This window comes from Amycolatopsis sp. MtRt-6 (assembly GCF_017308975.1).
Lineage (GTDB): Bacteria > Actinomycetota > Actinomycetes > Mycobacteriales > Pseudonocardiaceae > Amycolatopsis.
The window spans coordinates 159,134-181,160 of record NZ_JADWPD010000001.1 but is presented as its reverse complement, the minus strand read 5'-3'; the positions used below and the strand labels follow the sequence as shown (position 1 = coordinate 181,160).

Here is a 22,027-nt window from a genome sequence, read left to right as displayed (position 1 = left end):
CCGCGCGATAATGACGGAACTCATGGACCCAACGCTTGCAGCGCGGGCACTGTCCGCGGCCACCGAGATCACGAGCACCGCCCTGTCCGGCGACGACCCGGGAGCGGTGCTGGACACGGTCGTAGCCCGAGCGGCCGAGCTGGCCGACGCCGACCTGGGCCTCGCAATGGTGAGCACCGACGACGGCCGGGTGGTGGTCGAGGCGGCGCACTACGCCACAGCCCACCCGGCGGCGGACGACGCGAGCGCGGGTGAGCCGGCGGCTGACGCTCGCCTCGGCGGCGGCTCGGCTCAGCCGGTCGACGGTCCCGGCGTCGGTGCGCAGCCTGGTGCGGCCCCCGGCGAGCCGGCGGCTGTTGCGCAGTCCGGCTCGACGCAGGCAGCCGGCAGCCCGGACCGCGCCGCGCAGGCCGGCCCGGCGCCCAGCACGCCGGCCGGCGCGACCCCCGCCCCCAGCACCTCGCCGGGCGCGCTCGCCGCGAGCGCGGCCGAGTCTCTGCGTGGCCTCACCCTCCCCGCCGACTCCGCGGCCGGGCGGGTGGCCCGTGGCGGCGAACCCGTCTCCAGCGAAGACTTCACCGTCGACCCGCGGACCGCGCCCTACGTGCCCGCCGAACTCCACGGCTATGGTCCCTTCGCCGCCGCGCCGTTCGGGTCGGGTGGACGGGTTCTCGGGTCGCTCACCGTCTACCGGAAGCGGGGGCGTGAGCCCTTCTCCGCCGGGACGGTCGAGATGCTCGTGGCCTTCGCCGCGCAAGCCGGCGTTGTCCTCGCGCTCGCCGAAGGCGCCAACGCCCGTCACCGGGTCGCCCTCTACGAGGAGCGCGAGCGCATCGCCCGCGAACTCCACGACGTCATCGTCCAGCGGCTCTACGGCGCCGGGATGCAGCTCGACCGCGTCCGGCGCAACATGCGCAAGCGCTTCGCCCAGGCCGACGGGGCCCGGCTGTCCGACGCCATCGACCAGCTCGACCAGACCATCGAGGAAATCCGCGGCACTGTGCGCGCGCTGCGGTCACCGGAACCTCGCCACGACACCGGCACGCCCACCGATCTCGCCGAATCGGCGCGCGGCGAGGTCCGCATCGCCGGCGAGCTGCTCGGCTATCCGCCGACCCTGGAGCTGTCCGGGGAATTCGCCGACATCCCCGCGGAACGCGCCGACCACATCCGGGCCGCGCTGCGCGAGGCACTGTCCAATGTGGTCAGGCACTCCGGCGCCAGCGAAACCCGCGTGACACTGACCAGGGACTCCGGCGGAGTGAAACTCCGCGTGCGCGACAACGGTTCCGGCGTGCCCCAAGGCGTCGCCACCCGCGGTCTGCGCCATCTCGCCGAACGCGCGGACGCCGCGGGCGGGAAGTTCTTCCTGAACTCCTCACCCAGCCTCGGCACGCTCGTCGCCTTCGATCTTCCGCTCGACTGACTCGTGCTCACCCTTCTCGGGTCATCCTGCCTCCCTTCCACGCCCTCGCCAATGATCTTACCGAAGCGTCGAACATATATTCGACTCACGTTCGAGTGAATCTCTGGCAGAAAATGCCTGATCGACATGGCAGACCGTGACAGGACGCGGAAAAGGTCTCAGCGAACGGCGGATTGCGGACGAGGGTGACTACTTCTCGCGACGCGCGATCCAAGCGGCCGCCTGTGTCCGGCGCTGCATGCCGAGCTTCGCCAGCACCGACGTGACGTAGTTCTTGACCGTCTTCTCCGCGAGGAACAACCGCTCGGCGATTTCGCGGTTCGACAGGCCCTGGCCGATCAGCTCCAGCACGTCGCGTTCGCGCTCGGTGAGCGTCGCCAGCTCGTCCGTCGGCGGGTGCCGCATCTTGTCCAGCACCCGCGCCGTGCTCACCGGGTCCAGCAGCGACCGCCCGGCCGCCACCTCGCGCACCGCGTTGACGACGTCCTGTCCCCGCACCTGCTTCAGCAGGTAGCCCGCCGCGCCGGCCATGATCGCGCCGACCATCGCCTCTTCGTCGTCGAACGCGGTGAGCATCAGGCAGGCCGGTGGGTTCGGCTTCGACCGCAGCTCACGGCAGAGCGTGATGCCGTCGCCGTCGCCGAGGCGGACGTCGACCACCGCGACCTCCGGCTCGACGTGCATCGCCACCGCCAACGCCTCTTCGACGCTGCTCGCCTCGGCGACGACCTCGATGTCGGGCTCGTCGCCGAGGAGGTCGCGGAGCCCGCGGCGGACCAGTTCGTGGTCGTCGACGAGCAGTACCTGGATCGGCATACCCCGAGGTTACGGGGTGCGCGGACGCCGCGGTGGCGGCCGGTCGGCACCGTCACACGTGAATTACCTCAAAGGTGTGACCGCGAAGCCCGTAACATTCCGGCCGGCACGCATTTCTGGGTGGCAAATCCGCAGGTCGAAGCGTAAATGGCAGAGAATCACCAGCCGGGCTGCTGTTCGTGGGGCGCTGGCATTTCCGGAATTCCGGAATGGTCCGTAACGGCGTCGCCGAGGCGGCGATAGTAACCACGCAATCGCCCCAGATTCCGTCCGGAAGGAATTCCGTTGTCCCTGTTTCGCCGTGCCCTGACGACGGCCGCCGCCGTCACCGGGCTCGCTCTCCTCGGCCCTGTTCCCTTCGCCTCCGCGCAGCTCGCGACGCCCCTCACCGGCGACAAAGACTGCTCGGACTTCCAGTACCAGGAGGAAGCCCAGGCTGTCCTCGACGCAACGCCGGGCGACCCCCATCACCTCGACGACGACAAAGACGGAATCGCCTGCGAAGCACTTCCGTCCCGGCCGAAACAGCCGAGCGCCACGACGTCCACGGCGAAAAAGCCCGCGCCGAAGACGAGCACCAAGAAGCCCGCCACCGGCAACCAGGTGAAGGTCAAGCCGGTCGGCGGCGTCGCGACCGGCGGCGGTGAGCCCGACAGCGAAGTCCCCGGTTTCCTGGTGCTGAGCGGCACCCTGCTCGCCGCGACGGTGTCCGGCGGCATGGTGCTCTACCTGCGCCGGCGCCCGAGTTGAGGCACCCGCGCCTGTGGCCCGCGGTCACGGCGGTCGCCGCCGCGCTCGGCGTGGTCCTGGCCGTGGCCCTCGTCCTGGTCCTGTCGCCGAAGGCGCCGCAGGAGATCGCCCCGCCGAGCCCGGCCACCACGGACCCGGTGGGCACCTCGAGCCTCACGCACACCGCGGCAACGGCCGCCGACGGCCTCCCCGCGGCGAAACCGGCGTCCCTGACCATCCCGGCGATCGGCGTGCGGGCCGAGGGGATCACGGACCTCGGGCTGGCGCCGGACGGCGCGCTGGAAGTCCCGGGCGACGCCACGACGGTCGGCTGGTTCACCGGCGCGCCGTCGCCCGGGGAGACCGGCCCGGCCGTGCTGGCCGCGCACGTCGACTACAAGCACGTGCCGGGCGCTTTCGCCCGCCTGAAGGAACTTCGTCCCGGCGAGCAGGCCAGAGTCGGCCGCGCGGACGGCCGGATCGCCGTGTTCACCGTCTACCGCGTCGAGCGCTACCCCAAGGCCGCGTTCCCGACCGACCAGGTCTACGGCGACACACCCGACCCCGAACTGCGGCTCATCACCTGCGGCGGGGCGTTCGACCGGGCGAGCGGCAACTACCTCGACAACGTCGTCGCCTACGCGAGGCTCACCGGCGTCGAGGCCTGAGCCAGGTCGATCCGCGCCAGTTCGAGCCGCCGGTAGGTGCGCTCCTCGAGGGACCAGACGTCCAGGACGTCGCCGTCGAGCTCGGGGTAGGCGATGACGAGGTGCTCGCCGTCGTACGCGATGTCCACCGGGAGCCCGGCTTCGAGCTGCCAGCAGAGCTGCTGCTGCTTCGGTGTGAGCCGGCCCGCGTAGCGGTCGCTCATCGCCCGCGCGAGCTGGCCGCGCAGCAGGACCGGACCGCTGGCCGGAGCGGTCAGCAGCCGCTCGGCGTGCGCTGCCGGGTCGGGCGGCAGCTCACCGGGTTCGGGATCGCGGACGGCGACCGTCGGCGCGGCCTGGTCACGGGCGGGCAGCACGATGCTGCCGTCCGCGGCGTGCCGAGTCGGCGCGTAACCCGCTTCGCGCAACGCCGCCAGCGTGCCGGACGCGTCCACAGTGGACGTCAACACGGTCGGGGCCACCGCGCGCAGGCCGAGCTTGGCGAGCTTCCGGTGCGCGGCGAGCTCGGCCAGCACTGCGGGTTCACCGACGACGACGCTGGCGACGTCGATGACCTGCGCCTCGCCGTGCCGCCGTGCGACGTCGTTCACCAGGTACACCAGCGGTTGCGGCAGGTCGCCCGCGGCGACGGCCCGCAGGTCGTCGAGCAGCTCGGCGGTCGTCGTGCCCTGGTCGAACGCCCGCCGGACGGACGCGGGGGAGAACCGCCAGCTGGTCGCGGTGCCCTGGGCTTCGCGGTCGGCGACGCGGTCCAGCAGCGCGGCGAGGCGGGCGTCGGGCGAGCCGGGCACGATGGCGGTGAGGTCGGTGCCGAACAACGCCGTCGTCCGCGCCCGGGAGACCAGCTCGTCGGTGACGTCGGCGAACCGCTCCGGCGCGAGCAGGGCGCGCCCGGCCGCGGTCACGGCGCCGTGCGCGACGACGCCGAGCAGTTCGCCTTCGCCGAGCGCGTCCCGGACACGCGCGGCGAGGTCGTCGGTGGGCAGCATCGGCGCGTGCCACGCCGCCAGCCGCGTCAGCGCGTCGACGTCGGTGACGGCGTCGCCGGGATCGAGCCGTGCCAGCAGCCGCACGACCAGCCGCCGCACGAGCGCTTCGACGTCGACCTCGAACTCCGGCGGGGCCGGGTCCCACCAGGTGGTGAGCAGGAGGCGGTACAGCAATGCCGGCGCGGGGCGCGCGAGGTCCGGATCGGGCGCGAGTGTCGGCGCGGGTGCCTTCCGGCCGCGACCCGGCGGCGGTGGTTCGTCGGCCACCAGCAGCCCGGCCTGCGCGGCGAGGTCGATGGCCAGCTCGATCTCCGCCGGGGTGCCCCCGGTGTCCTTGGCGACCTTCTTGACCAGCCGCGCCCCGATCGTGCCGTCCTTGAGCAGCGGCAACGGTTCGGCGGCGGCCAGGTCGAGAATCGCCGACACCCGGTCGAGCAACCGCAGCGCGGCAGCCGACGACGCGGCTTCGGCCGCTTCGGCCCCGGCGTGGGTGACGGGGAACGGCGGTTCCTCGGGCGTGAACGGCAGCTGGTGGTCCGGCCCGCGCAGCGCGAGTGACACCTCCATCGGCATGGCGACGGTGCCGAAGTAGGTCCCGAACAGGAAGCCGTGGTCGAACGCCCAGCCCGCCGGGGCGAGTCCTTCGACCTCGGGAACGCCGTCGGCCATGTCCAGCAGCAGTTTCCGCGTCTCCTCGGGCGCGTCGTCGAAGAGTGCGCGGACGCGGTCGCCGTCGCGGAAGAACCGGACGAGCCCGAGCAGGAGCTGCGGCTTCCGTTCGGTGTCGGGCAATCCGAGGGCCCGCGACAGCTTCGCCAGCCGGCTCGTGCCGAGCTCCCCGAGCAGGTTCGCGACCGGCTGGCCGAGTCCTTCGGCAGCAAAGCTGGTGCGGTGCAGCGGTTCCGGCAGCGCGAGGCCGCCGGTGTCCCGCCACAGCAGGGCCCGGTCGGCGAGTTCGTCCACAGAGGACTCCACGTCGGCGGCGCCGAGCAGCCGGGCGACCTCCGCGACGGGCGCCGGCCGCCGCCCGAGCGCGTGACACAGCTGGACGGCTCGCAGGACCTGCACGAGCGGCAACGGCAAGGCGAGCAGCGCGGCGTCGAGGGACTCGGCCGACAACAGGCGCGCGGCGACGACGTCGAGCCGCCGCGGCCACGGCTCTTCGAGCACGTCCGGCCGGTGGGCCAGCACTTTCGCGAGGGCGTCCTTGTCCATGCCCGCCAGCCGGCCGAGCAGTTCGTCGGCGGTCGTCATCGGCCCAGGCTAGATGCCGGCCCACCGGACTGGTCCTTAGGGTGTCCGACCGTTGTTCTTGCCTTTGGTGTCGGTAACCAACGTTTTGTCAAGTGAGTCGCGCAACCGGTCGAGTTCGCTTTCGCGGCCTCGGCCAGTAAGGCTGGACAGCCAGGCGAGGCGCATCTCGTGGAGGTCGAAGTCGTCCGCTTCGCTCATCATCCGTCCGACGGCATTGCGGAACGGGTCATTGACGTCGAGCATAGAGCGACCGACGGGGATGTCGTAGGTGTGGATCTGGCTGAGCACGTCACGCACGGCTGTGGTGTCGTTGCTGAGCATCATCGCGAGAAGGCTGACCTTGCCCGAATCGATCACCTCGGCGTAGAAGTTGATCCGTTCCCTGTCCATGTCACGTCGTTCCCGGTCGACAATGCGAGCACGCCGTATCTCCTCCAGGGAGTACCGGTGCAGTGCGCCTTCACCGGTCAGCCGGAAGAGCGAGTCGACTTGGCCCCACGAGATCGTCCCTCCTGGCAACAGGCGCATGGCCTTCAACTTCTCGTCGACCGCGACCGCCAGCTTTTCGACCTCGTCGAGGGTGGTCTTGCGCACGAGGGGACGCAGGATGTTCTCCATGTCGGCCCGGATCACGTCGACGTGATCCGCTTTCGGCTGTTTGATCAGGGCAACCGGGTCCGTGATCCGCCAACGCACGGTGATGATCCCCTCGACGATCGCACCTTCCTTGTCGGTTTCGAACACGCTGCGGAAAGTCGAAGTGCTGTCGGAGATGTCGACTTCGTACAGCCGGCGAATGCTCTTCGCCAAGCTTACGCCGAGCTTCTGGACCTGCGTCGTCGCGCCGAGGTGAAGGTCGCTCGAAGCCCACCGTCCATCGTCGCATTCGGCGACGAGGACGGTTCCTCGTCGCTTCCGCAACTGGTGTCGCAGGATGCTCCGTGTCGGACGAGGGCAGCGCCGTACGCCGCGCCACATGGCCGTTTCGGCTTCTTCATGCATCGGACAACTCCTTCAGGACTTGGGCCGTCAGCTTGGCGAGTCGTGCGGTGGCCTTGGGTTCTTTGTCGATTTTCCTTCGAAGAAAGAAAGAAAAACGACGAGTCATGATTTCGTCCGGCGCGTTCAATAGCAGCTTGAGAACCCGGATAATGTCACGCTCGAGGTCGATGCGGGCTGCCGAGCGGATCGCCCATGAAGTGAGGCCGGCCAGGACCAGCTGTCGACGGCTTGGATCTTCAAGGAGAACGGCGAACAAGATCCGGACGGCCTCGGATTCCTTGTCGTCGAACCGGAGGGGGCGGCTGGTTTGCAGTGAGAGAGCGTATACGGTGCACGTCGTGGCAATTTCCCGCTGGGTGGCACCGCCGTGCAGGAGCCAGACCGGCAGGGTGCTGAGCACAAGGCTACGATTGCTGGGTTCGGTCAGCATCGATTTTAGTGAGCGAACGATTTCTTCTTGCAAATACATGTCGCAGTTCCTGGTCAGCTTTCTCAGCTGACTCAGGGCAAACTCAGGGTGCGATTGACCGAATGTGTTGCGGCAGATCAAAGCGGCCGTGAACCTGAGTTTTTCGCCTGTCCGGTGGCGTGACCACGAGTACACCCGGTTCTTGACACCCCGGACGTAATCACTGTTTTCGCACAGTGCGCTCATGATCAGCGCTGCTGCCGACTGCTGGAACCTGGATCCCCTCACCCAGGGGTACAACCAATCAAATGGATCTGGCTCGGCCGCTTTTGCGAGCATCCGGCCGAAGCGGCTCATGGCGGCGTCGTGCCGGACGCCTATCCAAGGAAGCTCGTCGTCCAGATCGCCCATCCACGTCTGGAGTATCGGCCGGATGCGTTCGTACTCCTTCCAGACGTAGGCGAGCAGCCTTTCTCCCCACCTCGGTCTGGAGAATCTGACCAGTTCGGGATCGGTCTGCTGCCAGCTTTCCGGCGGCTCGAGCCGCGCTCGTATCCGACGCAGCCGTTCGGCGCGAGTCTCCTCGAAGAGGTCGGGGGGCAGGTAGGGCCACAGCTCATCGTTCTCGGGGTTGCTGAGCAGGTCCTCGAGCTTCTTCGCCGCTGCGGCGACGAGGTTGTAACCGCTTCCTTCCATCAGGGCCACGGTGATCGCCAAGGCCCGGGCCGGGATGTCGTCGTTGTCGGCAAACCACGCGGCGACGTCTTCGTCCCCGCGTCCGCGGATGTTCGCCTTTACGTCGTCTTCCGAGAAGCGTCCGTCGTGCATCGCACCCAGCAGGCGCGCGATCTCGGATGCTCTCCATGGAGAACAATCCTTGAGGTCTTCAGCCTGATCCAGCGTCTTCAGCAAAGCAGCGTCGTACCCCGCGGCGCGGAGGTGAGCCCGGACCATGTCGGCAGGCTCGGCCGGCGCCAGTTCGGCGACGTACGGACGAGCGCGATCGAGATCGATGTCCTCGTTGGCGAATGTGACGACCAGGTAGGAGTCGAGTTCGACGAGTGAGTGGGCCAGCTGCCCGAGGACGTGGGTGTCGAGTTCGCCACACCACGCTTCGGCGTCGACGTCGTCCCAGAGGTACCCGCCCGGGTAATCGGTCCGCCGCAGATCGAGGAGCTCCCGAGCACCCCGGGTCGGATCCAGCCGTTTCAGGTCGCGCAGGTTCGCGTCGATCAACAGCCGGACCCCGGCCAGACTGCGACCGCTCGACCGGCCGCACAGGAGGACCAACCGGTGTTCGGCCAGGATCCGGCGGGCTTGGCCATAGCCGACTGGCACGCAGAAGGCGGTCACCGCCTGATTGACCAACGAGTCCGATATCGGTCCGTACACCAGACCGGTCTTCACCTCCTTTACCTCATCCGGGTCTTCCGTGGTGGTGTAGATCGCGTTGGCGTAGATGCCGTTGTTCGTCAGGATCGTCGGTTTGTCCGGTTCCGGCGTGACGGCGTCAGGGGTGGCCTGCTCCTCCGGTGCCGCAACGGGAGGGTCCATCTCGGCTGCCGCGGTCATGAACTGTGCCGGCCGAGGTGGTTGTGGACGATCGGGCCGGAGTTCGTTCCAATGAACCCGGTTCCTTGCACTCCGCCGTTGATCACCTGGCTGTGCTCTGCCGGAGGGAGCGTGACCGGCTCGGGATGTGGTCGATGGGCGGGCGCGGTGGCGGAGGTCAAGTCGCCGGCGGCCGCGCCGGGGATCCAGGCCCATGCCGTCTCTTCGAACTCTTTGTTGGAGATCTGGATCCGGCTGAATTCGTGTGGGTGCAGCCGGCGCGTGTGGCCGGCCAGGACGGCCGTTCGGTATGCCTGGTCGGAGAGAGTCGTGGAGACGGTGACCGGGTGCCGGTCGGCGAGGCGACGCACCGCGTCCTTTACAACGCCGGCGTCCAGAAGGCGAGCGAGCTCGATCATCGGTCGCTGGAAGCTGTCGCCGTCCACCACCTTGACCGGTGCGGCGTGCACGGCGAGCCGTAGGCCGATCGGCGGAAGCAGGCGACGGTTGCGCAGGTAGATCTGGCCGTGGAGGAAGTGAGCTGCGTCGATCAGAGCCGGCAAGCTCTCTTCGGGAAACGCCGCCAGGTAGCCGTCACCGGTGGCCGAGTAGTTGACCCGGGCAGCCACGTCGACACCGGTGTGCTCGAACGCTTCGCTCACCAGCTCGGTCGCGGCCTGCCTGACCTCTTCCAGCTGGTCGTCGGGGTTGCTCGACGACCCGATCACGTCGAACCCGAACAACGCCTTCGTCGTGGGCATCTCACTCATCCGGCCGCCTCTCCTCGTCGATGGAGGCAATCTTGGGGACGACCACCGCGGGTCACTACCGGAAATCCGGGAGACACGCGTGCGGTCATGTGCTCACGAGTCGACCCCCGTCGACTTCCTCAGCCCGTCGATGTCCCGCAGCAGGAACCACTTCTTGTCAGTGGCCAGGGTGCCTTCCGTCGTCAGCGCCGTGAGCACGTCGTCGACCGTCTTCTCCGAGGCTGCGATGCTTTGGGCCAGATCACGTCGGGAGAAACCGGAGATCTCGATTCCGGTAATGCTTTTCCGGCCGTAGTGATCGGCCCAGTCGAGCAAGGTGCGGATGACCCGCACCCGGACTCCGTCGGAAAGGTAGGACAGGCGTGCCTGATCCGCGCGGTGCAAACGTTTCTGCACAGTCCGAAGTACGTGTTGCATTGCTGCGGGATGACGCCCGATGAAGGCCCGGAACTCGACGCCGGGAATTTCCGTGATCGTCCCGTTCGTGCGGCCCTTGCCGCTCGCGGACCGAGGGGTGCGATCCATCGCGCTGAGCTCGCAGAGCAGCTCGCCTCGCCCGTAGATGCCCAAGATCAGTTCCTTGCCGTTACCGGCCGTCACGTACACCTTGACCAAGCCGGATTCGATGAGGAACACACTGCCGGGGGCCTCGTGTTCCATGAATAGTTGATCGTTTTCGTGGAATTTGCGAGTGATTCCTCTGCTGCGCAGCTCGCTCAACGCATGTCGTCCGATCTGGCCGCCGAACGAATCCGGATTTCCCCTGTCCATCTGTCCAGTTTCATCACCCGCTCGGCGTGGATCAACGGCGCCGAACGGGTGGTTCCACTCTCGCTGGCGGCTGCCTCGGTGCTGGTACCTTCGGTGCGGTGCCACGACTGATCCACTTGAACGGGCCATCCGGGATCGGGAAGTCCACGATCGCGCAGGCCTACGTCGAACAGCATCCCGGTGTGCTCAACCTCGACACCGATCGCGTCGTCTGCCTGATCGGGGGCTGGCGGGACACCTTCTTCCAGACCTTCAAGGCCGCGCAGCTGCTGGCGGTCGCCATGGCCGAGACGCACCTGCGGACCGGGCACGACGTCGTCATGCCGCAGCTCGCCACCCGGGTTGTCGATGTCCGGCCGTTCGAGCTCGCCGCGGACAACTGTCAGGCCGAATACCGGGAAATCCTGCTCACCGCCGAAAAATCCGTGGCCTGCGGGCGGTTCGCCGAACGGGCCGCCAACGGGGACGCCGCCACCAAGGGCGTCGACGACGTGCTGCGGGAACGCGGGGGGACCGCCGTGGTCGAACGGATCCACGACCAGCTCGCCGCCTACATGCCGCAGCGGCCCCGCTGCCTCGTCGTGCCCACCGACGGGCGCGCGCCCGGGGAAACCTACGACGCCGTGCTCGCCCACCTGCGCGCGGGCTGACGCGGTCCGGTTCACTGGGCTCATGGCAATTCCGGAGCTCGCGCTGCGGCAGATCGAACGGTGGTGCGCGCAGCGCGTCCCCGAGCACCTCCAGGACCGGATCCGGGTCGAGTGCCGGACGCGGGGCCGGGCGGTCACCATCGTGGAACGCCGTGCGCCGTGGTCGCCGCAGGCCGGGCCTGACTGGAGCGAACAGAAGATCGCGCAGCTGCGGTTCGACGAGTTCGGCATCTGGTCGGTGTGGTGGGCCGACCGGAACGGGCGGTGGCTGAGCTACCCGGACGCGCCGGTCGCCAGCACGCCGCCCGCCCTGCTCGCCGAGATCGACCGCAACCCCGGCGGGGTGTTCTGGGGCTAGGCCGGCGGCGGGAAGCGGATCTCGTTGCGGTCGATCTTCGCGTGGGCCGCCGCGGGGAGGTCGACGCCGAGGCGGTCGGCCAGCTGCAGCAGGTACAGCGTGACGTCCGCGATCTCGTCCAGCACCTTCGCCTCCAGCGCCGGATCCTCGCGCCAGGCGTCGGATTCCTCGGGCGTCAGCCACTGGAACAGCGAGGTCAGCTCGCCGACCTCGCCGGAAAGTGCCATCACGAGGTTCTTCGGGGTGTGGTACGGCTCCCAGGCTCTGGCCGCCGCGAAGCCGCGCAGCCGCTGGGTCACGTCGTCGAAGGTCACGGGCGCGATTGTGCCCGGTAGTCACCGTGCGCTAACGGCCGTATGGCGGATTCGCGTTGACCGGTAAATCTCTCACTCAATAGGTTGAACTTCGTCGGGATGCTTTGCGGGGATCAAGGCTGGGAAGGGAACGTCTTGAAGTACCTGCGATCCGTCCGCGGCCGCATGCTGGGCATCGCGTTCATCCCCGGCGGCGCGCTCGTCGCCGTGGCTGTCGTGATCGCGATTCTCCTGATCCACCAAGCGGTTCGGACGCGGGACATGGCCGTGGAGACGGCCGCGGCCGCCGACCGGACGGCCCGCTCGGTGGTCGCGCTGCAGGCCGAGCGGAGCGCGGCGATGGCCGCGCCCGAGCAGCGAAGCGCCGCGTACGCGACGTACACCCAGCGGATCGAATCCGCGATCGCCGGGCTGCGCGACTACGCCCGCTACGCCCCGGACGCCGAGTCCGCCTACCAGCAGACGACCGCCGTCGAGCTGCTTTCCGTCGCCGAAGGCATGGATCGCTCCGATTCCCTCGCCCTGGCCGGGCTCGACGACATGACGCGGGGGTCGTTCACCTCCGCCGTCGCCTCCTACCGGGCCGATCTCGCCCGGGTCGTCCCGCAGCTCACCGAGAGTGGCCGGATGGCGTACGAATCGCTAGCGCGCAGCGCCGAATGGAGCAGGCTGGCCGCCGCCGAGAACGCTTTCACCGCGGCCGAACCGCTGCCGCTGCCCGAGCACACGTGGCGCAACGCCGCCTACGCCGTTTCCGCGCAGCTGGGCGCGTTGTACACGCAGCAGAACCAGTACGCCGTGCAGCTGACGCTCGACGACGGCCGCCGCACGCTCGCCGGCGCCCTCGCGGCGGGCACCGCGCTCCTGCTGTTCGCCGGGCTGCTGATGGTGGTCGTGCGGCGGCTGGTGGCCCGGGTGCCGGTGCCGGTCGTCCCGATCATGGTGCCGACCGTCCGGGCCGCCATCCCGCGGCCCCGCCACGTACGGTCACCGCGTCCGCGGCTCCCGGAACCCTGGCCGCTGAAAGCCGTGCTCGACGACTTGCGACGTCGCTGAGCTGCTCACGCAAAGTCACTGATTACTCCGAAAAGAGCACGCGGTTGGCCCACACTCGTGTTCGCGGCCGTCGGGCAGACTGGTGCGCGTGAGTCCCCACTCGGATCTTCGCCCCTACCTGCGCACTTTGGACGCGGAGACGCTGGCGGACCTGCTGCACGCCCAAGCCGAGCGCGACCCCGAGCTGCGGCACTCGCTCGAACTGCGCGCCGCCACCCAGTCCGGTGACGTCAGCGAGGCGCACCGGCTGCTGGACACCGCGGTCACCGACGGGAACGTCGAGTACACCGCGAAGATCGGCGCCGTCCTCGACACGCTGCAGCGGATGCTCGACGCCGGCAGCCGCGCGGACCTGGCGCCGCTCGCCCGGCGCACGGTCGACGACATCAGCGAGGTGCTGGAGCAGTCCGGCGACCACGCCGGCGACCTGGCCGACCGGCTCGACCGGGCCGTGGAGCTGTACGCCCGCGCGTGCGCCGCCCGGCCACCGGACCCGGAGAAGCTGGCCGACTGGATCCTCGAGGTCGAGTTCGACGGCCCCGGCCGCCCGGTGATCGACCTCGCCGAGTTCGCGACGGCGCTGGGCGAGCCGGGGCTCAAGCGGATCAAGTCCACTGTGGATGACATCCTCGCGGCGAACGGGCCCGGCCACCGCCGTGACGTGGCCGAACGGCTGCGGGAGCAGCTGGCCGAGGTGCTCGGCGACGTCGACGAGCTGGTGGCGATCCTGTCGGCCAAGCCGCCGCGGGTGGACGTCAGCCTCAAGATCGTCCGGGTGCTGCGGGCCGCGGGGCGGCACAGCGAGGCCATCGCGCACGCCGCCCGCGCGCTCACCCACGACAAGCAACCGCAGCCCGAAGACGAAACTTCGCGGCGACGCAAGGACTTCGACGCCAAGCCGGGGCCTGAGACGTACGCCGCCCTGCGCGAGGCCGCGACCAAGGACGGGAAGTGGACGGTCCAGCGCCGGGAAGCGCTCGCTCGCCTGCGCGAACGGGCGGCCGAGGGTGCCGAGCAGGCCGACGAGCTCGTCCGCGTCCTCCTCGAAGACGGCCGTCCGGACGAAGCCTGGCGGGCCGGTGTCCGTTTTGGTGCATCCGCGGAGTTCAAGCTGGAGCTGGCCGAACAGCGGGCCGCCGAGCACCCCGCCGAGACGATCCCCGTCTTCCGCGAACACGTCGACGAACTCATCGAGCGCAAGGACCCGCAGGCCTACCAGGAAGCCGCCCGCCGGCTGAAGCTGTTGCGCACCTTGCACAAGCGTGCCGAGACGCCCGGCGAATTCACCGCCTACCTGGCCGCGCTGGTGGAAAACCACCGGCGGAAAACCCGGCTGATCACGGAAATCCGGGCCGCCCGCATTGCCATTCCCAAAGCCGTAACCTCCCCGCGCACCCCTCGTTGACCCGGGAGAACCGGTGATACACGTGCACCGGGACATCGTGAGCGCGCCAAGGCGTCGCGGTGGCCCAGTTCCGTCGTCCGCCTCGGCGCCTCCCCGTCGAGCAGGCGGCGGGACCCGCGCCAGGGCCACCGCGACCCGCTCGCGGTGAAGTGAAAGCATGAGCTCATGAGCCCGGTCAGTCGCGCCCGCAAGAGGCAGCCGCAGCCCGTCACGCACAGCGTGACCGGCCTGTTCAAGGACGTCCTGAACGACTTCTCGGCGCTGGGCGCCGACCCCGCGCCGGTCGACGTCGAGCTGCTCGCCTCCGAGGTGCTCGGCCAGTTCCGCGACCTGCCCGTCGAGGACGGCGAGGAGTCGCTCGGCCTGGAGCTCATCGGCTTCGCCCAGCGCAAGATCACGCCGGGCGCCGCCGCGCTGCTGGCCGCGCTGAAGGTCGTCGCCGAGACCGACGTCGAGCGCAAGGCCGCCGACGCCGGGCTGCAGGTCGTCCTCGGCCGCGGCATCCCCGAGCCCGCCTTCGCCGCCGGGCTCGGCCGGGTCACCGCCGGCGAGTGCTGGCGCACCGGGGACGTCTACGGCGACGAGTCGTCCCTGCTCTGCGTCTTCACCCACGGCGACCAGGCGTACGGCCTGCTCGCGCTGCTCGACTTCACCGAGGGCGGCCGGGTGCGGGACCTCGTCGTGATCGACCAGCCCGCTGACGTGCTCGCCGAGATGCGGGAGCAGTCCGACGCCGACCCGGAGCTGGTCGTCTTCGAGGCCGTCGACCCCGCCGAGGCGCACCGCCTGATCGCCGACGGCCTGGCCGCCACCGACCACCTCGACGAAGCCGACGTCAGCGAGGACTACGCCCGCTTCCACGCGGTCGCGCTCACCTGGTGCCGCGCGCTGCCGGAGCCCGCGCTCGTGCCCGAGGTGGCCGAGTGGTCCGACGCCGAGCGCGCCGCCGTCGTCGAGCAGTTCGTCGCGGCGAGCGGTGAGGACGCCGATGCCGCCCGCGCGCTCGGCACCCTGCTGCTGGAGCACGGCCTGCGCACCGACCCGGGCAACCCGCTGCGCGTCGGGCCCGAGAAGATCGCGCGGTTCCTCGAGGGTCTGCTCGGCGAGGAGTACGAGCTCGACGCCGACTACGAGGACGCCGTCGAGCCGGTCGTGCTCGCCTGGGTGCAGTGGACCGGTGAGCGGGCGCACCTGACCGAGACCGCGATCGCGGCCCTCGACGAAGCCGTCACGGACTACCTCAGCGAGTACGCCGACGAGGACGACTCCCCGCTGGAGCGCTACTTCGCCGACACCGACGCGCTGTCGCCGACCGAGCTGGCCGACGCGCTGGAGCGCCGGATGTTCGCCGTGCCGTCGCTGACCACGGAGATCGACGAGGAAGAGGTCGACCTCGACCCGACCGACCCCGACCAGCGCCGGGCGCTCGTCATCGCCGAGGCCGACGAAGACGAGGACGAGCAGCGGCTGATCCTGCGCGCGACGATCGTCGACCAGCTGTGGGACAACGAACCCGCCGAGGTCTGGCAGGCCGCCGAGCGGCTGCAAGAGGGCGAACTCGACCGCGACGAGATCTTCGAGCAGCTGATCGACGCGCTGGAAAACAGCCTGCTGGAAGGCGAAAACCTCGAGTACGACGCCGACGCCTACGTCGAGGCGCTCGCCGAACTCTGAGCGCTACGGGAGGGGGCCCGCCGGCTCAGCGGGCTTCGCCTTGCGGCGGCGTTCCTGCAGCCGGTCGTCGAAGTCGACCACAAAGGTTCCGGCGGCCATCGCGATCAGCAAGGCCAGACCGAGCACCGCACCGACCCACGTGAGGATCATCGCGAACATCGTGGGCCTCCTCCCCTGCTCAGAGCCGTTTTCCTGACTCCTTCAGGGTCGCTTTCACCGCAGCTGCCCGGTATCGGCCAACCGGTTACGGCTGAACGGCCCGCCTCGGCCGAACGGCCGGTTTCCGGCGCGGAGAGTGGCGTTCCCACGACGAACGGTGGCCGCGCATTCGCTCAGCGTGCGAATGCGCGGCATGTGGGTGACGAGGTGCGTAACGGGTCAGAGTTTGCGCAGCCGGACCCGGTTGATGGTGTGGTCGCAGTCCTTGCGCAGCACCAGCGTCGCCCGCGGCCGGGTCGGCTTGATGTTCTCCATCAGGTTCGGCTCGTTGATCGAGTGCCACAGGTGCCGCGCCTCGGCGCGGGCCTCGTCGTCGGGCAGGCCGGCGAAGTGGTGGAAGTGCGACGCCGGGTCCGCGAACGCCGTGTGCCGCAGCTCCAGGAACCGCTCGATGTACCAGCGCTGGATGTCGTCGGTGTGCGCGTCGACGTAGATCGAGAAGTCGAACAGGTCGGACACCATCAGCCGCGGGCCCGGCTGCAGCACGTTCAGGCCCTCGAGGATGAGGATGTCCGGCTGCTGCACCACCTGCTCCTGGCCGGGCAGGATGTCGTAGGCCAGGTGCGAGTACACCGGCGCGGCGACGCGCTCGGCGCCCGACTTGACCTCGGTGACGAACCGCAGCAGCGCGCGGCGGTCGTAGCTCTCCGGGAAGCCTTTGCGGTGCATGATCCCGCGGCGCATCAGCTCGGCGCGCGGGTACAGGAAGCCGTCGGTGGTGACCAGGTCGACGCGGGGGTGGTCCGGCCAGCGGGCGAGCAGCGTGCGCAGGATGCGGGCGGTGGTCGACTTGCCGACCGCCACGCTCCCGGCGATGCCGATCACGAACGGGACCTTCGTGCCGCGGGAGTCGTCACCGAGGAACGTCGTCGTCGCTTCGTAGAGCCGCTGGCGCGCGGCGACCTGCAGGTTGATCAGGCGGGACAGCGGCAGGTAGACGTCGGCCACCTCGGCCAGGTCGACCTGCTCGCCGAGGCCGCGCAGCCGCAGCAGCTCCGCCGCCGTCAGCGGCAACGGCGTCGAACTTCGCAGTTCTTTCCATTGTTCCCGGTGCAGCTCGACATACGGGCTGAGTTCGCGGACCCGGGTCATCGCACACTCCTCCGGCCGTCGCCTGCACTGGCGGACGTTCACCTGCGTGATTAACGGTAGGGGTTGCGGCGAGTTAAAGCGCTGTGATGTAGTCCACCCCCGACCAGGGGTTGATCACTGAGCGTGACGATTCCCGAAGACTTCGTCCCACGCCGCGGCGACCTGCCGGGCGCAGGTGGCGGGCGCGACTCCGCCGACGCCGGTGCCGAGCCCCGGCATCGCGATCGTGTCGACGAACTCCCGCACCGGGCCGTGGTCGAGCCGGCCGTCGCGCCAGGTCAGGAACACCGCGCGGGCGGCCAGGTACGGGTGGACGGTGTCGGCGGGCAGCAGTTCACCGGGCTCGCGCATCGTCGGCGCGCTGATCAGCCAGGCCGGCTGGGCTTCGCCGGTCGGCACCACCACGGCGTCGCCGATCGGCAGCTCCCCGCCGTGGAAGGCCAGGACAGCGCTGCGGACGCTCTGCTCCACGCCCGGGAACGCCTGCGCGTACACGGCGTCGATCCCGCCGCGCATCCAGCCGTAGGAGTTGGCCGGGCTGACCACGGCCTGGGCGACGACGTCGAGCACCGAGCCGCGATGCACCCGGACCCGGCCGGCCAGTTTTTCCGCGGCGGCGGTCCAGGCGTGGGCGAGAGGTTCATCGACGGCGCACAGCACCAGCTCCGGCGCGCGAGGGGCGACCGGCGGCTTGGCGCCCTCACGTCCGGTGTGCGTGCCCGATTCGGCGGTCACGCCCTCAGCATCGCAAAAAATGCCACCCGGCGTAACCGGTTCCCGTACCGGCTGTCCGAGTGAATGTCGCCACGGCCGGGCCCCGTAGCCTGGGTGCTGTGTCACGGATCGCATACTTCGGCCCCCGAGGGACCTTCACCGAACAGGCCGCGCGGGTGCTCGCCGCCGGCCAAGAGCTGATTCCGGTCGAGACCGTCCGGCTGGCGATGACGGCCGTCCGCGAGGGCGAGGCGGACGCGGCGTGCGTCCCCATCGAGAACTCGGTCGAGGGCGTGGTGCCCGCCACGCTCGACGCGCTCAGCGAGGCGACCCCGCTGGTCGCCGTCGCCGAGACCATCCTGCCCATCCACTTCAGCGTGCTGACCCGCCCCGGTGGCGGCGAGATCCGGACCGTCGCCAGTCACCCGCACGCGCTGGCCCAGGTCCGGGAGTGGCTCGAGGCGAACCTGCCGGAGGCGCACGCGGTGGCGTCTTCCTCGACGTCCGCCGCCGCGGTCGGCGTGCTGGACGGCGACTTCGACGCGGCGGTCTGCGCCCCGGTCGCGGCCGAGCACTACGCCCTCGACGTGCTGGCCACCGAGGTCGCCGACGTCGACGACGCCGCAACGCGGTTCCTGCTGGTCCGCCCGCCGGGCGACCTGCCGGAGCCGACCGGCGCCGACCGGACGTCGGTGGTGGCCGCGGCCGCGAACCGCACCGGCACGCTCGCCGAGCTGCTCACCGAGCTGGCCAGCCGCGGCATCAACCTGACCCGGCTCGACGCCCGGCCGACGCGCAGCAACTTCGGCGAATACCGCTTCTTCATCGACTTCGAGGGGCACGTGGCCGAGCCGCGGGTCCTCGACGCGCTGACGGCGTTGCGCCGGCACTGCCGCAACCTGCGGTTCCTCGGCTCGCACCCGCGAGCCGACGGCACCCGCACCACGATCGAACCCGGCTTCGGCAACGACGACTTCGTCGAAGCGTCCGTGTGGGCCGACGCGGTCCGCAAGGGAGACCTGGCGTGAGGTTGCTGCTCATCCGGCACGGGCAGACCGAAGGGAACGTCCGCGGCGCGCTGGACACCGCCCTGCCCGGCCCGCCGCTGACCGACCTCGGCCGTCGGCAGGCCGATTCCCTCGCGGCGCGGCTGGCGGAGGAACCGCTGGTCGCGGTGTACGCGTCCCAGGCGACGCGTGCCCAGCAGACGGCGGCGCCGCTGGCCGCGCGGTTCTCCCTGGACGTGCAGGTCGTCGACGGGGTGCACGAGGTCGGCGCGGGCGACCTGGAGGGCGCGACCGACCACGCGTCGATCCGGACGTACATGGAGACGGTCCGCCGCTGGACGCTCGGCGAGCTGGCCCCGGCCTTGCCCGGCGGCGAGAGCGGCACGAGCGTGCGCACCCGGATGCTGGACGCGGTCGGCCGGCTGCGCGCCAAGCACGAGCAGGCCGACCCGGACGGCGTGGTCGCCCTGGTCAGCCACGGCGGCGCGATCCGGCTGACCGGGGAGTGGCTGGCGCCGAACGTCCACGCGGACGTCGCCAACGCGGCGCTGATCCCGAACACGGGGCTGGTGGAGCTGGTCGCCCGGCCGGACGGCCAGTGGCACTGCCTGACCTGGGTCGACACTCCGCTCTGAAGGTCACGAAAGTGTGATCCTGTCACGTTTAGAACACGTTCGGTGGGGAATTTACGAAAGCAGCCAACCCGCTCGCGACCCGGTACGTCTACGCCAGTAGCACCACACCAGGGAGGCGATTGACATGAAGCTTTCACGGTTGTTCCCGGTCGTCGCGGCTTCGGCGGGCGTCCTCGTGCTCTCCGCCTGCGGCGGTGGCGGTACCACGAACGCGGCGAGCAGCTCGACGCCGTCGAGCTCGTCGCCCACCGCCACCACCACGGTCACCACCGCCACGCCGAGCCCTGCCTCGACCCCGGCCGCGCCGCCGGTCGCCCAGCCCGCCGACAACGGGCTCTGCAAGGCCGGCGACGTCAAGCTCGCGCTCGGCCAGGGCGACGCGGGCGCCGGCTCGGTCTATCGGCCGCTGCTCATCACCAACTCCAGTGCGAAGCCCTGCACCATCCAGGGGTTCCCCGGCGTGTCCTACGTGGCCGGCGAGGACGGGCACCAGGTCGGCAAGGACGCCTTCCGCGAAGGCACCAAGGGCAACGCCGTCAAGCTGAACCCGGGCCAGACCGCGGCCGCCGACATCCAGTTCGTCAACGTGCGGAACTTCGACCCGGCCATGTGCCAGCCGACGCCGGTCAAGGGCCTGCGCATCTACCTGCCGCAGGAGACCGCGTCGAACTTCGTGCCGAGCGACGGCACGGGGTGCGCGGGCACGAAGATCCCGGGCAACCAGCTCGCGGTGAAGACGGTCCACCCGGCTTAAATCCGGCCACAGATTTCCTTGGCTTCGACGAGGTGCCGCTGGCCCGAGGCGTCGCTGAAGTGCAGGCTCAGCACCATCCGGCTGACGCTGTCGATGTGGTCGGCCAGCGGCTGGTAGTTCGCGTTCACCTGGGCGGCCGCCGCGGACAGCTCGCGCGCCGCCACCATCCGGCGCAGCCGCTCCGGGCTGAGCCCGGGGGTCAGCGCCGGCTGCGCGTCGCGGCTCGTGTCCGGCAGGTCACCCACGCGGTCGAGCGCCTGGCACGCCGCGACGGCGTCTTCGAGCGCGCCGGCGTGCACCCCGGACAGTCCCCACAGGAGCCCGAGCACGCTGCCGCCCAGCACGAACCCGGCCACCGCGCTCAGCACGAGCAACCGGCGCGACGGCGGGGGTGAGGTGGACTCGGTCTCTTCCGGAGACTCGTCGAAGTCGGGATCGGCGTCGGTGCCGGTCCCCGGGTCCACGGTGCGCATGACTGCCTCCTCACCGCCTGGGTGAGGAGCTATTTCAGCTCACAATCCCGGATCGTGGTGCGTCAGCGCCGCGGCTGAGTCCGATTTGTCACCGAGGGAGAACCGGCGCAGCGCACCGAACGCGAACGCGGCGACCACCAGCATCACCACGCCGGACACGGCGAACGTCCGCGCGGCCGAACCGAGCCGGTCGGTCAGCACTCCGCCCAGCAGCGCACCCACCGGGATCGCGCCCCAGACGACCGTGCGCCACACCCCGAGCACCCGGCCGAGCAGCTCGCCGGGCACGAGCGTGTGCCGGGCTGTCGCGAGCACGACGTTCACCGCCACCACCGCGGCCGCGAACAGGCCGAACAGCGCCGCGCCCGCGATCGGCGAGCGCACCAGGCCCATGCCGCCGAACCCCAGGCCACAGCAGACGATCCCGCCGACGACGACCGGGAGCCGTCCGGTCGCCCGCACCAGCCGCGGGGCGACACCCGCGCCGAGCAGCCCGCCGATCCCGCCGACGAACGCGAAGAACCCGAAGGTCGCGTCGGAGAGGTGGAGGTCTTCGAGCGCGTACAGCACCAGCTGCGCCTGGGCCAGTTCGCTGACCAGGCTGAGCAGCCCGGCGACGACGACCAGCCGCAGCAGCAGCGGGTGGCCGCGCAGCCAGCGCAGGCCGTCGGCGAGCTCGGTACGCAGCTTCGCCGGCCGGACCGGCGTCTCGGTCTTCGCCCGGTAGGTGCCCGCGAGGCCGAGCAGCACCGCGGCCGCGATCGCGAAGCCCGCGGAGTTGAGGATGAACGGGAAGGCGGCGAAAAGCGCGAACGTCAAGCTGCCGATCGGGCCGCCGAGGAACGTCTGGCCGACGATCTCGCACGCCTGCAGCTTGCTGTTGGCCGCGTCGAGCGAGCCGTTGCCGACGACCGCCGGGATCAGCGCGTTCGCCGCGCTGTCCGCGATCGTCTCGGCCGTCCCGATGATCAGCGCGGTGAGGTAGAGCAGCCAGATCGTCATGCCGCCGGTCGCGACGAGCGCGGCCAGCGCGCCGACGGCCGCGGCACGGGCGGTGTTCGCGACGATCATCGCGCGCCGCCGGTCGATCCGGTCGACCAGCGCGCCGGCGACCGCGGCGAACAGCAGCCAGGGCAGGAACTGGGTGGCGGACAGCCCGGCGATGAGCACCGGATCGCGGGTCAGCGTCGTGGCCAGCAGGGGCAGCGCCACCTTGCCGATGCCGTCCCCCAGGTTGGCCGCGGCGCTCGACGTCAGCAGCCACCCGAGTCTTCGCGCGTCGCCCATCGGG

24 protein-coding genes are annotated in these 22,027 nt (G+C 70.2%); 12 read left to right on the top strand and 12 right to left on the bottom strand.

Annotation, left to right across the window (positions count from 1 at the left end; genetic code table 11):
• Positions 1-22: 22 nt before the first annotated feature.
• On the top strand, positions 23-1,426 hold the full coding sequence (locus I4Q55_RS00970) for a histidine kinase (protein ID WP_206784089.1): 1,404 nt from the start codon (positions 23-25) through the stop codon (positions 1,424-1,426).
• 189 nt (positions 1,427-1,615) lie between these two features.
• Here the strand turns inward: I4Q55_RS00970 and I4Q55_RS00965 are convergent, their stop codons facing one another.
• Entirely contained in the window at positions 1,616-2,242 is a 627-nt protein-coding gene (locus tag I4Q55_RS00965) for a response regulator transcription factor (RefSeq protein ID WP_043788689.1), read from the bottom strand.
• Between the two features lie 285 nt (positions 2,243-2,527).
• Here I4Q55_RS00965 and I4Q55_RS00960 point away from each other — a divergent pair, with 285 nt between their 5' ends.
• Both I4Q55_RS00960 and I4Q55_RS00955 read left to right on the top strand, forming a co-directional pair.
• On the top strand, positions 2,528-2,992 hold the full coding sequence (locus tag I4Q55_RS00960; protein ID WP_206784088.1) for an excalibur calcium-binding domain-containing protein: 465 nt from the start codon (positions 2,528-2,530) through the stop codon (positions 2,990-2,992).
• Complete coding sequence (locus tag I4Q55_RS00955; RefSeq protein ID WP_206784087.1) at positions 2,989-3,639, top strand: class F sortase; 651 nt, start codon at positions 2,989-2,991, stop codon at positions 3,637-3,639. The genes I4Q55_RS00960 and I4Q55_RS00955 overlap by 4 nt, the downstream gene beginning before the upstream one ends.
• On the opposite strand, the gene I4Q55_RS00950 is transcribed toward I4Q55_RS00955, so the two are convergent.
• From I4Q55_RS00950 to I4Q55_RS00930, 5 genes are all read right to left on the bottom strand, one after another.
• Positions 3,609-5,882, bottom strand: coding sequence for a helicase-associated domain-containing protein (locus I4Q55_RS00950; protein WP_206784086.1), 2,274 nt, complete (start codon positions 5,880-5,882; stop codon positions 3,609-3,611). The two genes, I4Q55_RS00955 and I4Q55_RS00950, sit on opposite strands and share 31 nt — an antisense overlap.
• Positions 5,883-5,918: 36 nt before the next feature.
• Positions 5,919-6,884 (bottom strand): hypothetical protein, encoded by a 966-nt coding sequence (locus I4Q55_RS00945; protein ID WP_206784085.1) that lies wholly within the window; start codon positions 6,882-6,884, stop codon positions 5,919-5,921.
• A complete protein-coding gene (locus tag I4Q55_RS00940; RefSeq protein WP_206784084.1) occupies positions 6,877-8,865 on the bottom strand; it encodes a hypothetical protein in 1,989 nt (662 codons plus the stop codon). The genes I4Q55_RS00945 and I4Q55_RS00940 overlap by 8 nt, the downstream gene beginning before the upstream one ends.
• Complete coding sequence (locus tag I4Q55_RS00935; protein WP_206784083.1) at positions 8,862-9,605, bottom strand: hypothetical protein; 744 nt, start codon at positions 9,603-9,605, stop codon at positions 8,862-8,864. Before I4Q55_RS00935 ends, I4Q55_RS00940 begins: the two co-directional genes overlap by 4 nt.
• A gap of 102 nt (positions 9,606-9,707) precedes the next feature.
• Positions 9,708-10,274 (bottom strand): Crp/Fnr family transcriptional regulator, encoded by a 567-nt coding sequence (locus tag I4Q55_RS00930; protein WP_206784082.1) that lies wholly within the window; start codon positions 10,272-10,274, stop codon positions 9,708-9,710.
• Between the two features lie 6 nt (positions 10,275-10,280).
• Between I4Q55_RS00930 and I4Q55_RS00925 the strand changes: the two genes are divergently transcribed.
• From I4Q55_RS00925 to I4Q55_RS00915, 3 genes are read left to right on the top strand one after another with little or no spacing between them, the layout of a single operon-like run.
• On the top strand, positions 10,281-10,496 hold the full coding sequence (locus tag I4Q55_RS00925; RefSeq protein ID WP_206784081.1) for a hypothetical protein: 216 nt from the start codon (positions 10,281-10,283) through the stop codon (positions 10,494-10,496).
• Positions 10,484-11,035 (top strand): AAA family ATPase, encoded by a 552-nt coding sequence (locus tag I4Q55_RS00920; RefSeq protein ID WP_206784080.1) that lies wholly within the window; start codon positions 10,484-10,486, stop codon positions 11,033-11,035. Before I4Q55_RS00925 ends, I4Q55_RS00920 begins: the two co-directional genes overlap by 13 nt.
• A gap of 22 nt (positions 11,036-11,057) precedes the next feature.
• On the top strand, positions 11,058-11,393 hold the full coding sequence (locus I4Q55_RS00915) for a DUF3024 domain-containing protein (RefSeq protein WP_206784079.1): 336 nt from the start codon (positions 11,058-11,060) through the stop codon (positions 11,391-11,393).
• Here the strand turns inward: I4Q55_RS00915 and I4Q55_RS00910 are convergent.
• Positions 11,390-11,707 (bottom strand): nucleotide pyrophosphohydrolase, encoded by a 318-nt coding sequence (locus I4Q55_RS00910; RefSeq protein WP_206784078.1) that lies wholly within the window; start codon positions 11,705-11,707, stop codon positions 11,390-11,392. The two genes, I4Q55_RS00915 and I4Q55_RS00910, sit on opposite strands and share 4 nt — an antisense overlap.
• Before the next feature lie 135 nt (positions 11,708-11,842).
• Between I4Q55_RS00910 and I4Q55_RS00905 the strand changes: the two genes are divergently transcribed.
• The 3 genes from I4Q55_RS00905 to I4Q55_RS00895 all read left to right on the top strand — a co-directional run bounded on the left by I4Q55_RS00905 (position 11,843) and on the right by I4Q55_RS00895 (position 15,842).
• Positions 11,843-12,763 carry a nitrate- and nitrite sensing domain-containing protein gene (locus tag I4Q55_RS00905; protein ID WP_206784077.1) on the top strand — a complete coding sequence of 307 codons (921 nt, stop codon included), beginning with the start codon at positions 11,843-11,845 and terminating at the stop codon, positions 12,761-12,763.
• A gap of 88 nt (positions 12,764-12,851) precedes the next feature.
• Positions 12,852-14,168 carry a hypothetical protein gene (locus tag I4Q55_RS00900; RefSeq protein ID WP_374194433.1) on the top strand — a complete coding sequence of 439 codons (1,317 nt, stop codon included), beginning with the start codon at positions 12,852-12,854 and terminating at the stop codon, positions 14,166-14,168.
• A gap of 165 nt (positions 14,169-14,333) precedes the next feature.
• Positions 14,334-15,842, top strand: a complete 1,509-nt coding sequence (locus I4Q55_RS00895) for a hypothetical protein (RefSeq protein WP_206784076.1) — start codon at positions 14,334-14,336, stop codon at positions 15,840-15,842.
• Between the two features lie 3 nt (positions 15,843-15,845).
• Here the strand turns inward: I4Q55_RS00895 and I4Q55_RS00890 are convergent, their stop codons facing one another.
• The 3 genes from I4Q55_RS00890 to I4Q55_RS00880 form a co-directional block, all read right to left on the bottom strand.
• Positions 15,846-16,001, bottom strand: a complete 156-nt coding sequence (locus I4Q55_RS00890) for a hypothetical protein (RefSeq protein ID WP_206784075.1) — start codon at positions 15,999-16,001, stop codon at positions 15,846-15,848.
• 219 nt (positions 16,002-16,220) lie between these two features.
• Positions 16,221-17,153: a type I pantothenate kinase gene (coaA, locus tag I4Q55_RS00885; RefSeq protein ID WP_206784074.1), complete on the bottom strand. Its 933-nt coding sequence runs from the start codon at positions 17,151-17,153 to the stop codon at positions 16,221-16,223.
• 114 nt (positions 17,154-17,267) lie between these two features.
• Complete coding sequence (locus I4Q55_RS00880; protein ID WP_206784073.1) at positions 17,268-17,888, bottom strand: macro domain-containing protein; 621 nt, start codon at positions 17,886-17,888, stop codon at positions 17,268-17,270.
• Positions 17,889-17,986: 98 nt separating this feature from the next.
• Between I4Q55_RS00880 and pheA the strand changes: the two genes are divergently transcribed.
• The 3 genes from pheA to I4Q55_RS00865 all read left to right on the top strand — a co-directional run bounded on the left by pheA (position 17,987) and on the right by I4Q55_RS00865 (position 20,263).
• The gene (pheA, locus tag I4Q55_RS00875) at positions 17,987-18,895 is read left to right on the top strand and encodes a prephenate dehydratase (protein ID WP_206784072.1); all 909 of its coding nucleotides are present in this window, start codon (positions 17,987-17,989) and stop codon (positions 18,893-18,895) included.
• The gene (locus I4Q55_RS00870) at positions 18,892-19,509 is read left to right on the top strand and encodes a histidine phosphatase family protein (RefSeq protein ID WP_206784071.1); all 618 of its coding nucleotides are present in this window, start codon (positions 18,892-18,894) and stop codon (positions 19,507-19,509) included. The genes pheA and I4Q55_RS00870 overlap by 4 nt, the downstream gene beginning before the upstream one ends.
• 118 nt (positions 19,510-19,627) lie before the next feature.
• Positions 19,628-20,263: a DUF4232 domain-containing protein gene (locus tag I4Q55_RS00865; protein ID WP_206784516.1), complete on the top strand. Its 636-nt coding sequence runs from the start codon at positions 19,628-19,630 to the stop codon at positions 20,261-20,263.
• On the opposite strand, the gene I4Q55_RS00860 is transcribed toward I4Q55_RS00865, so the two are convergent.
• Positions 20,260-20,736 carry a hypothetical protein gene (locus tag I4Q55_RS00860; protein WP_206784070.1) on the bottom strand — a complete coding sequence of 159 codons (477 nt, stop codon included), beginning with the start codon at positions 20,734-20,736 and terminating at the stop codon, positions 20,260-20,262. The two genes, I4Q55_RS00865 and I4Q55_RS00860, sit on opposite strands and share 4 nt — an antisense overlap.
• Positions 20,737-20,775: 39 nt before the next feature.
• On the bottom strand, positions 20,776-22,023 hold the full coding sequence (locus I4Q55_RS00855; protein WP_206784069.1) for an MFS transporter: 1,248 nt from the start codon (positions 22,021-22,023) through the stop codon (positions 20,776-20,778).
• Positions 22,024-22,027 lie beyond the last annotated feature (4 nt).

Coding starts and splice junctions, on each gene's coding strand:
- I4Q55_RS00970 (WP_206784089.1), top strand. CDS start 23: ATGGACCCAACGCTTGCAGCGCGGGCACTGTCCGCGGCCACCGAGATC.
- I4Q55_RS00965 (WP_043788689.1), bottom strand. CDS start 2,242: ATGCCGATCCAGGTACTGCTCGTCGACGACCACGAACTGGTCCGCCGC.
- I4Q55_RS00950 (WP_206784086.1), bottom strand. CDS start 5,882: ATGACGACCGCCGACGAACTGCTCGGCCGGCTGGCGGGCATGGACAAG.
- I4Q55_RS00945 (WP_206784085.1), bottom strand. CDS start 6,884: ATGCATGAAGAAGCCGAAACGGCCATGTGGCGCGGCGTACGGCGCTGC.
- I4Q55_RS00940 (WP_206784084.1), bottom strand. CDS start 8,865: ATGACCGCGGCAGCCGAGATGGACCCTCCCGTTGCGGCACCGGAGGAG.
- I4Q55_RS00935 (WP_206784083.1), bottom strand. CDS start 9,605: ATGCCCACGACGAAGGCGTTGTTCGGGTTCGACGTGATCGGGTCGTCG.
- I4Q55_RS00930 (WP_206784082.1), bottom strand. CDS start 10,274: ATGGAACACGAGGCCCCCGGCAGTGTGTTCCTCATCGAATCCGGCTTG.
- I4Q55_RS00915 (WP_206784079.1), top strand. CDS start 11,058: ATGGCAATTCCGGAGCTCGCGCTGCGGCAGATCGAACGGTGGTGCGCG.
- I4Q55_RS00895 (WP_206784076.1), top strand. CDS start 14,334: ATGAGCCCGGTCAGTCGCGCCCGCAAGAGGCAGCCGCAGCCCGTCACG.
- I4Q55_RS00890 (WP_206784075.1), bottom strand. CDS start 16,001: ATGTTCGCGATGATCCTCACGTGGGTCGGTGCGGTGCTCGGTCTGGCC.
- coaA (WP_206784074.1), bottom strand. CDS start 17,153: ATGACCCGGGTCCGCGAACTCAGCCCGTATGTCGAGCTGCACCGGGAA.
- I4Q55_RS00860 (WP_206784070.1), bottom strand. CDS start 20,736: ATGCGCACCGTGGACCCGGGGACCGGCACCGACGCCGATCCCGACTTC.
- I4Q55_RS00855 (WP_206784069.1), bottom strand. CDS start 22,023: ATGGGCGACGCGCGAAGACTCGGGTGGCTGCTGACGTCGAGCGCCGCG.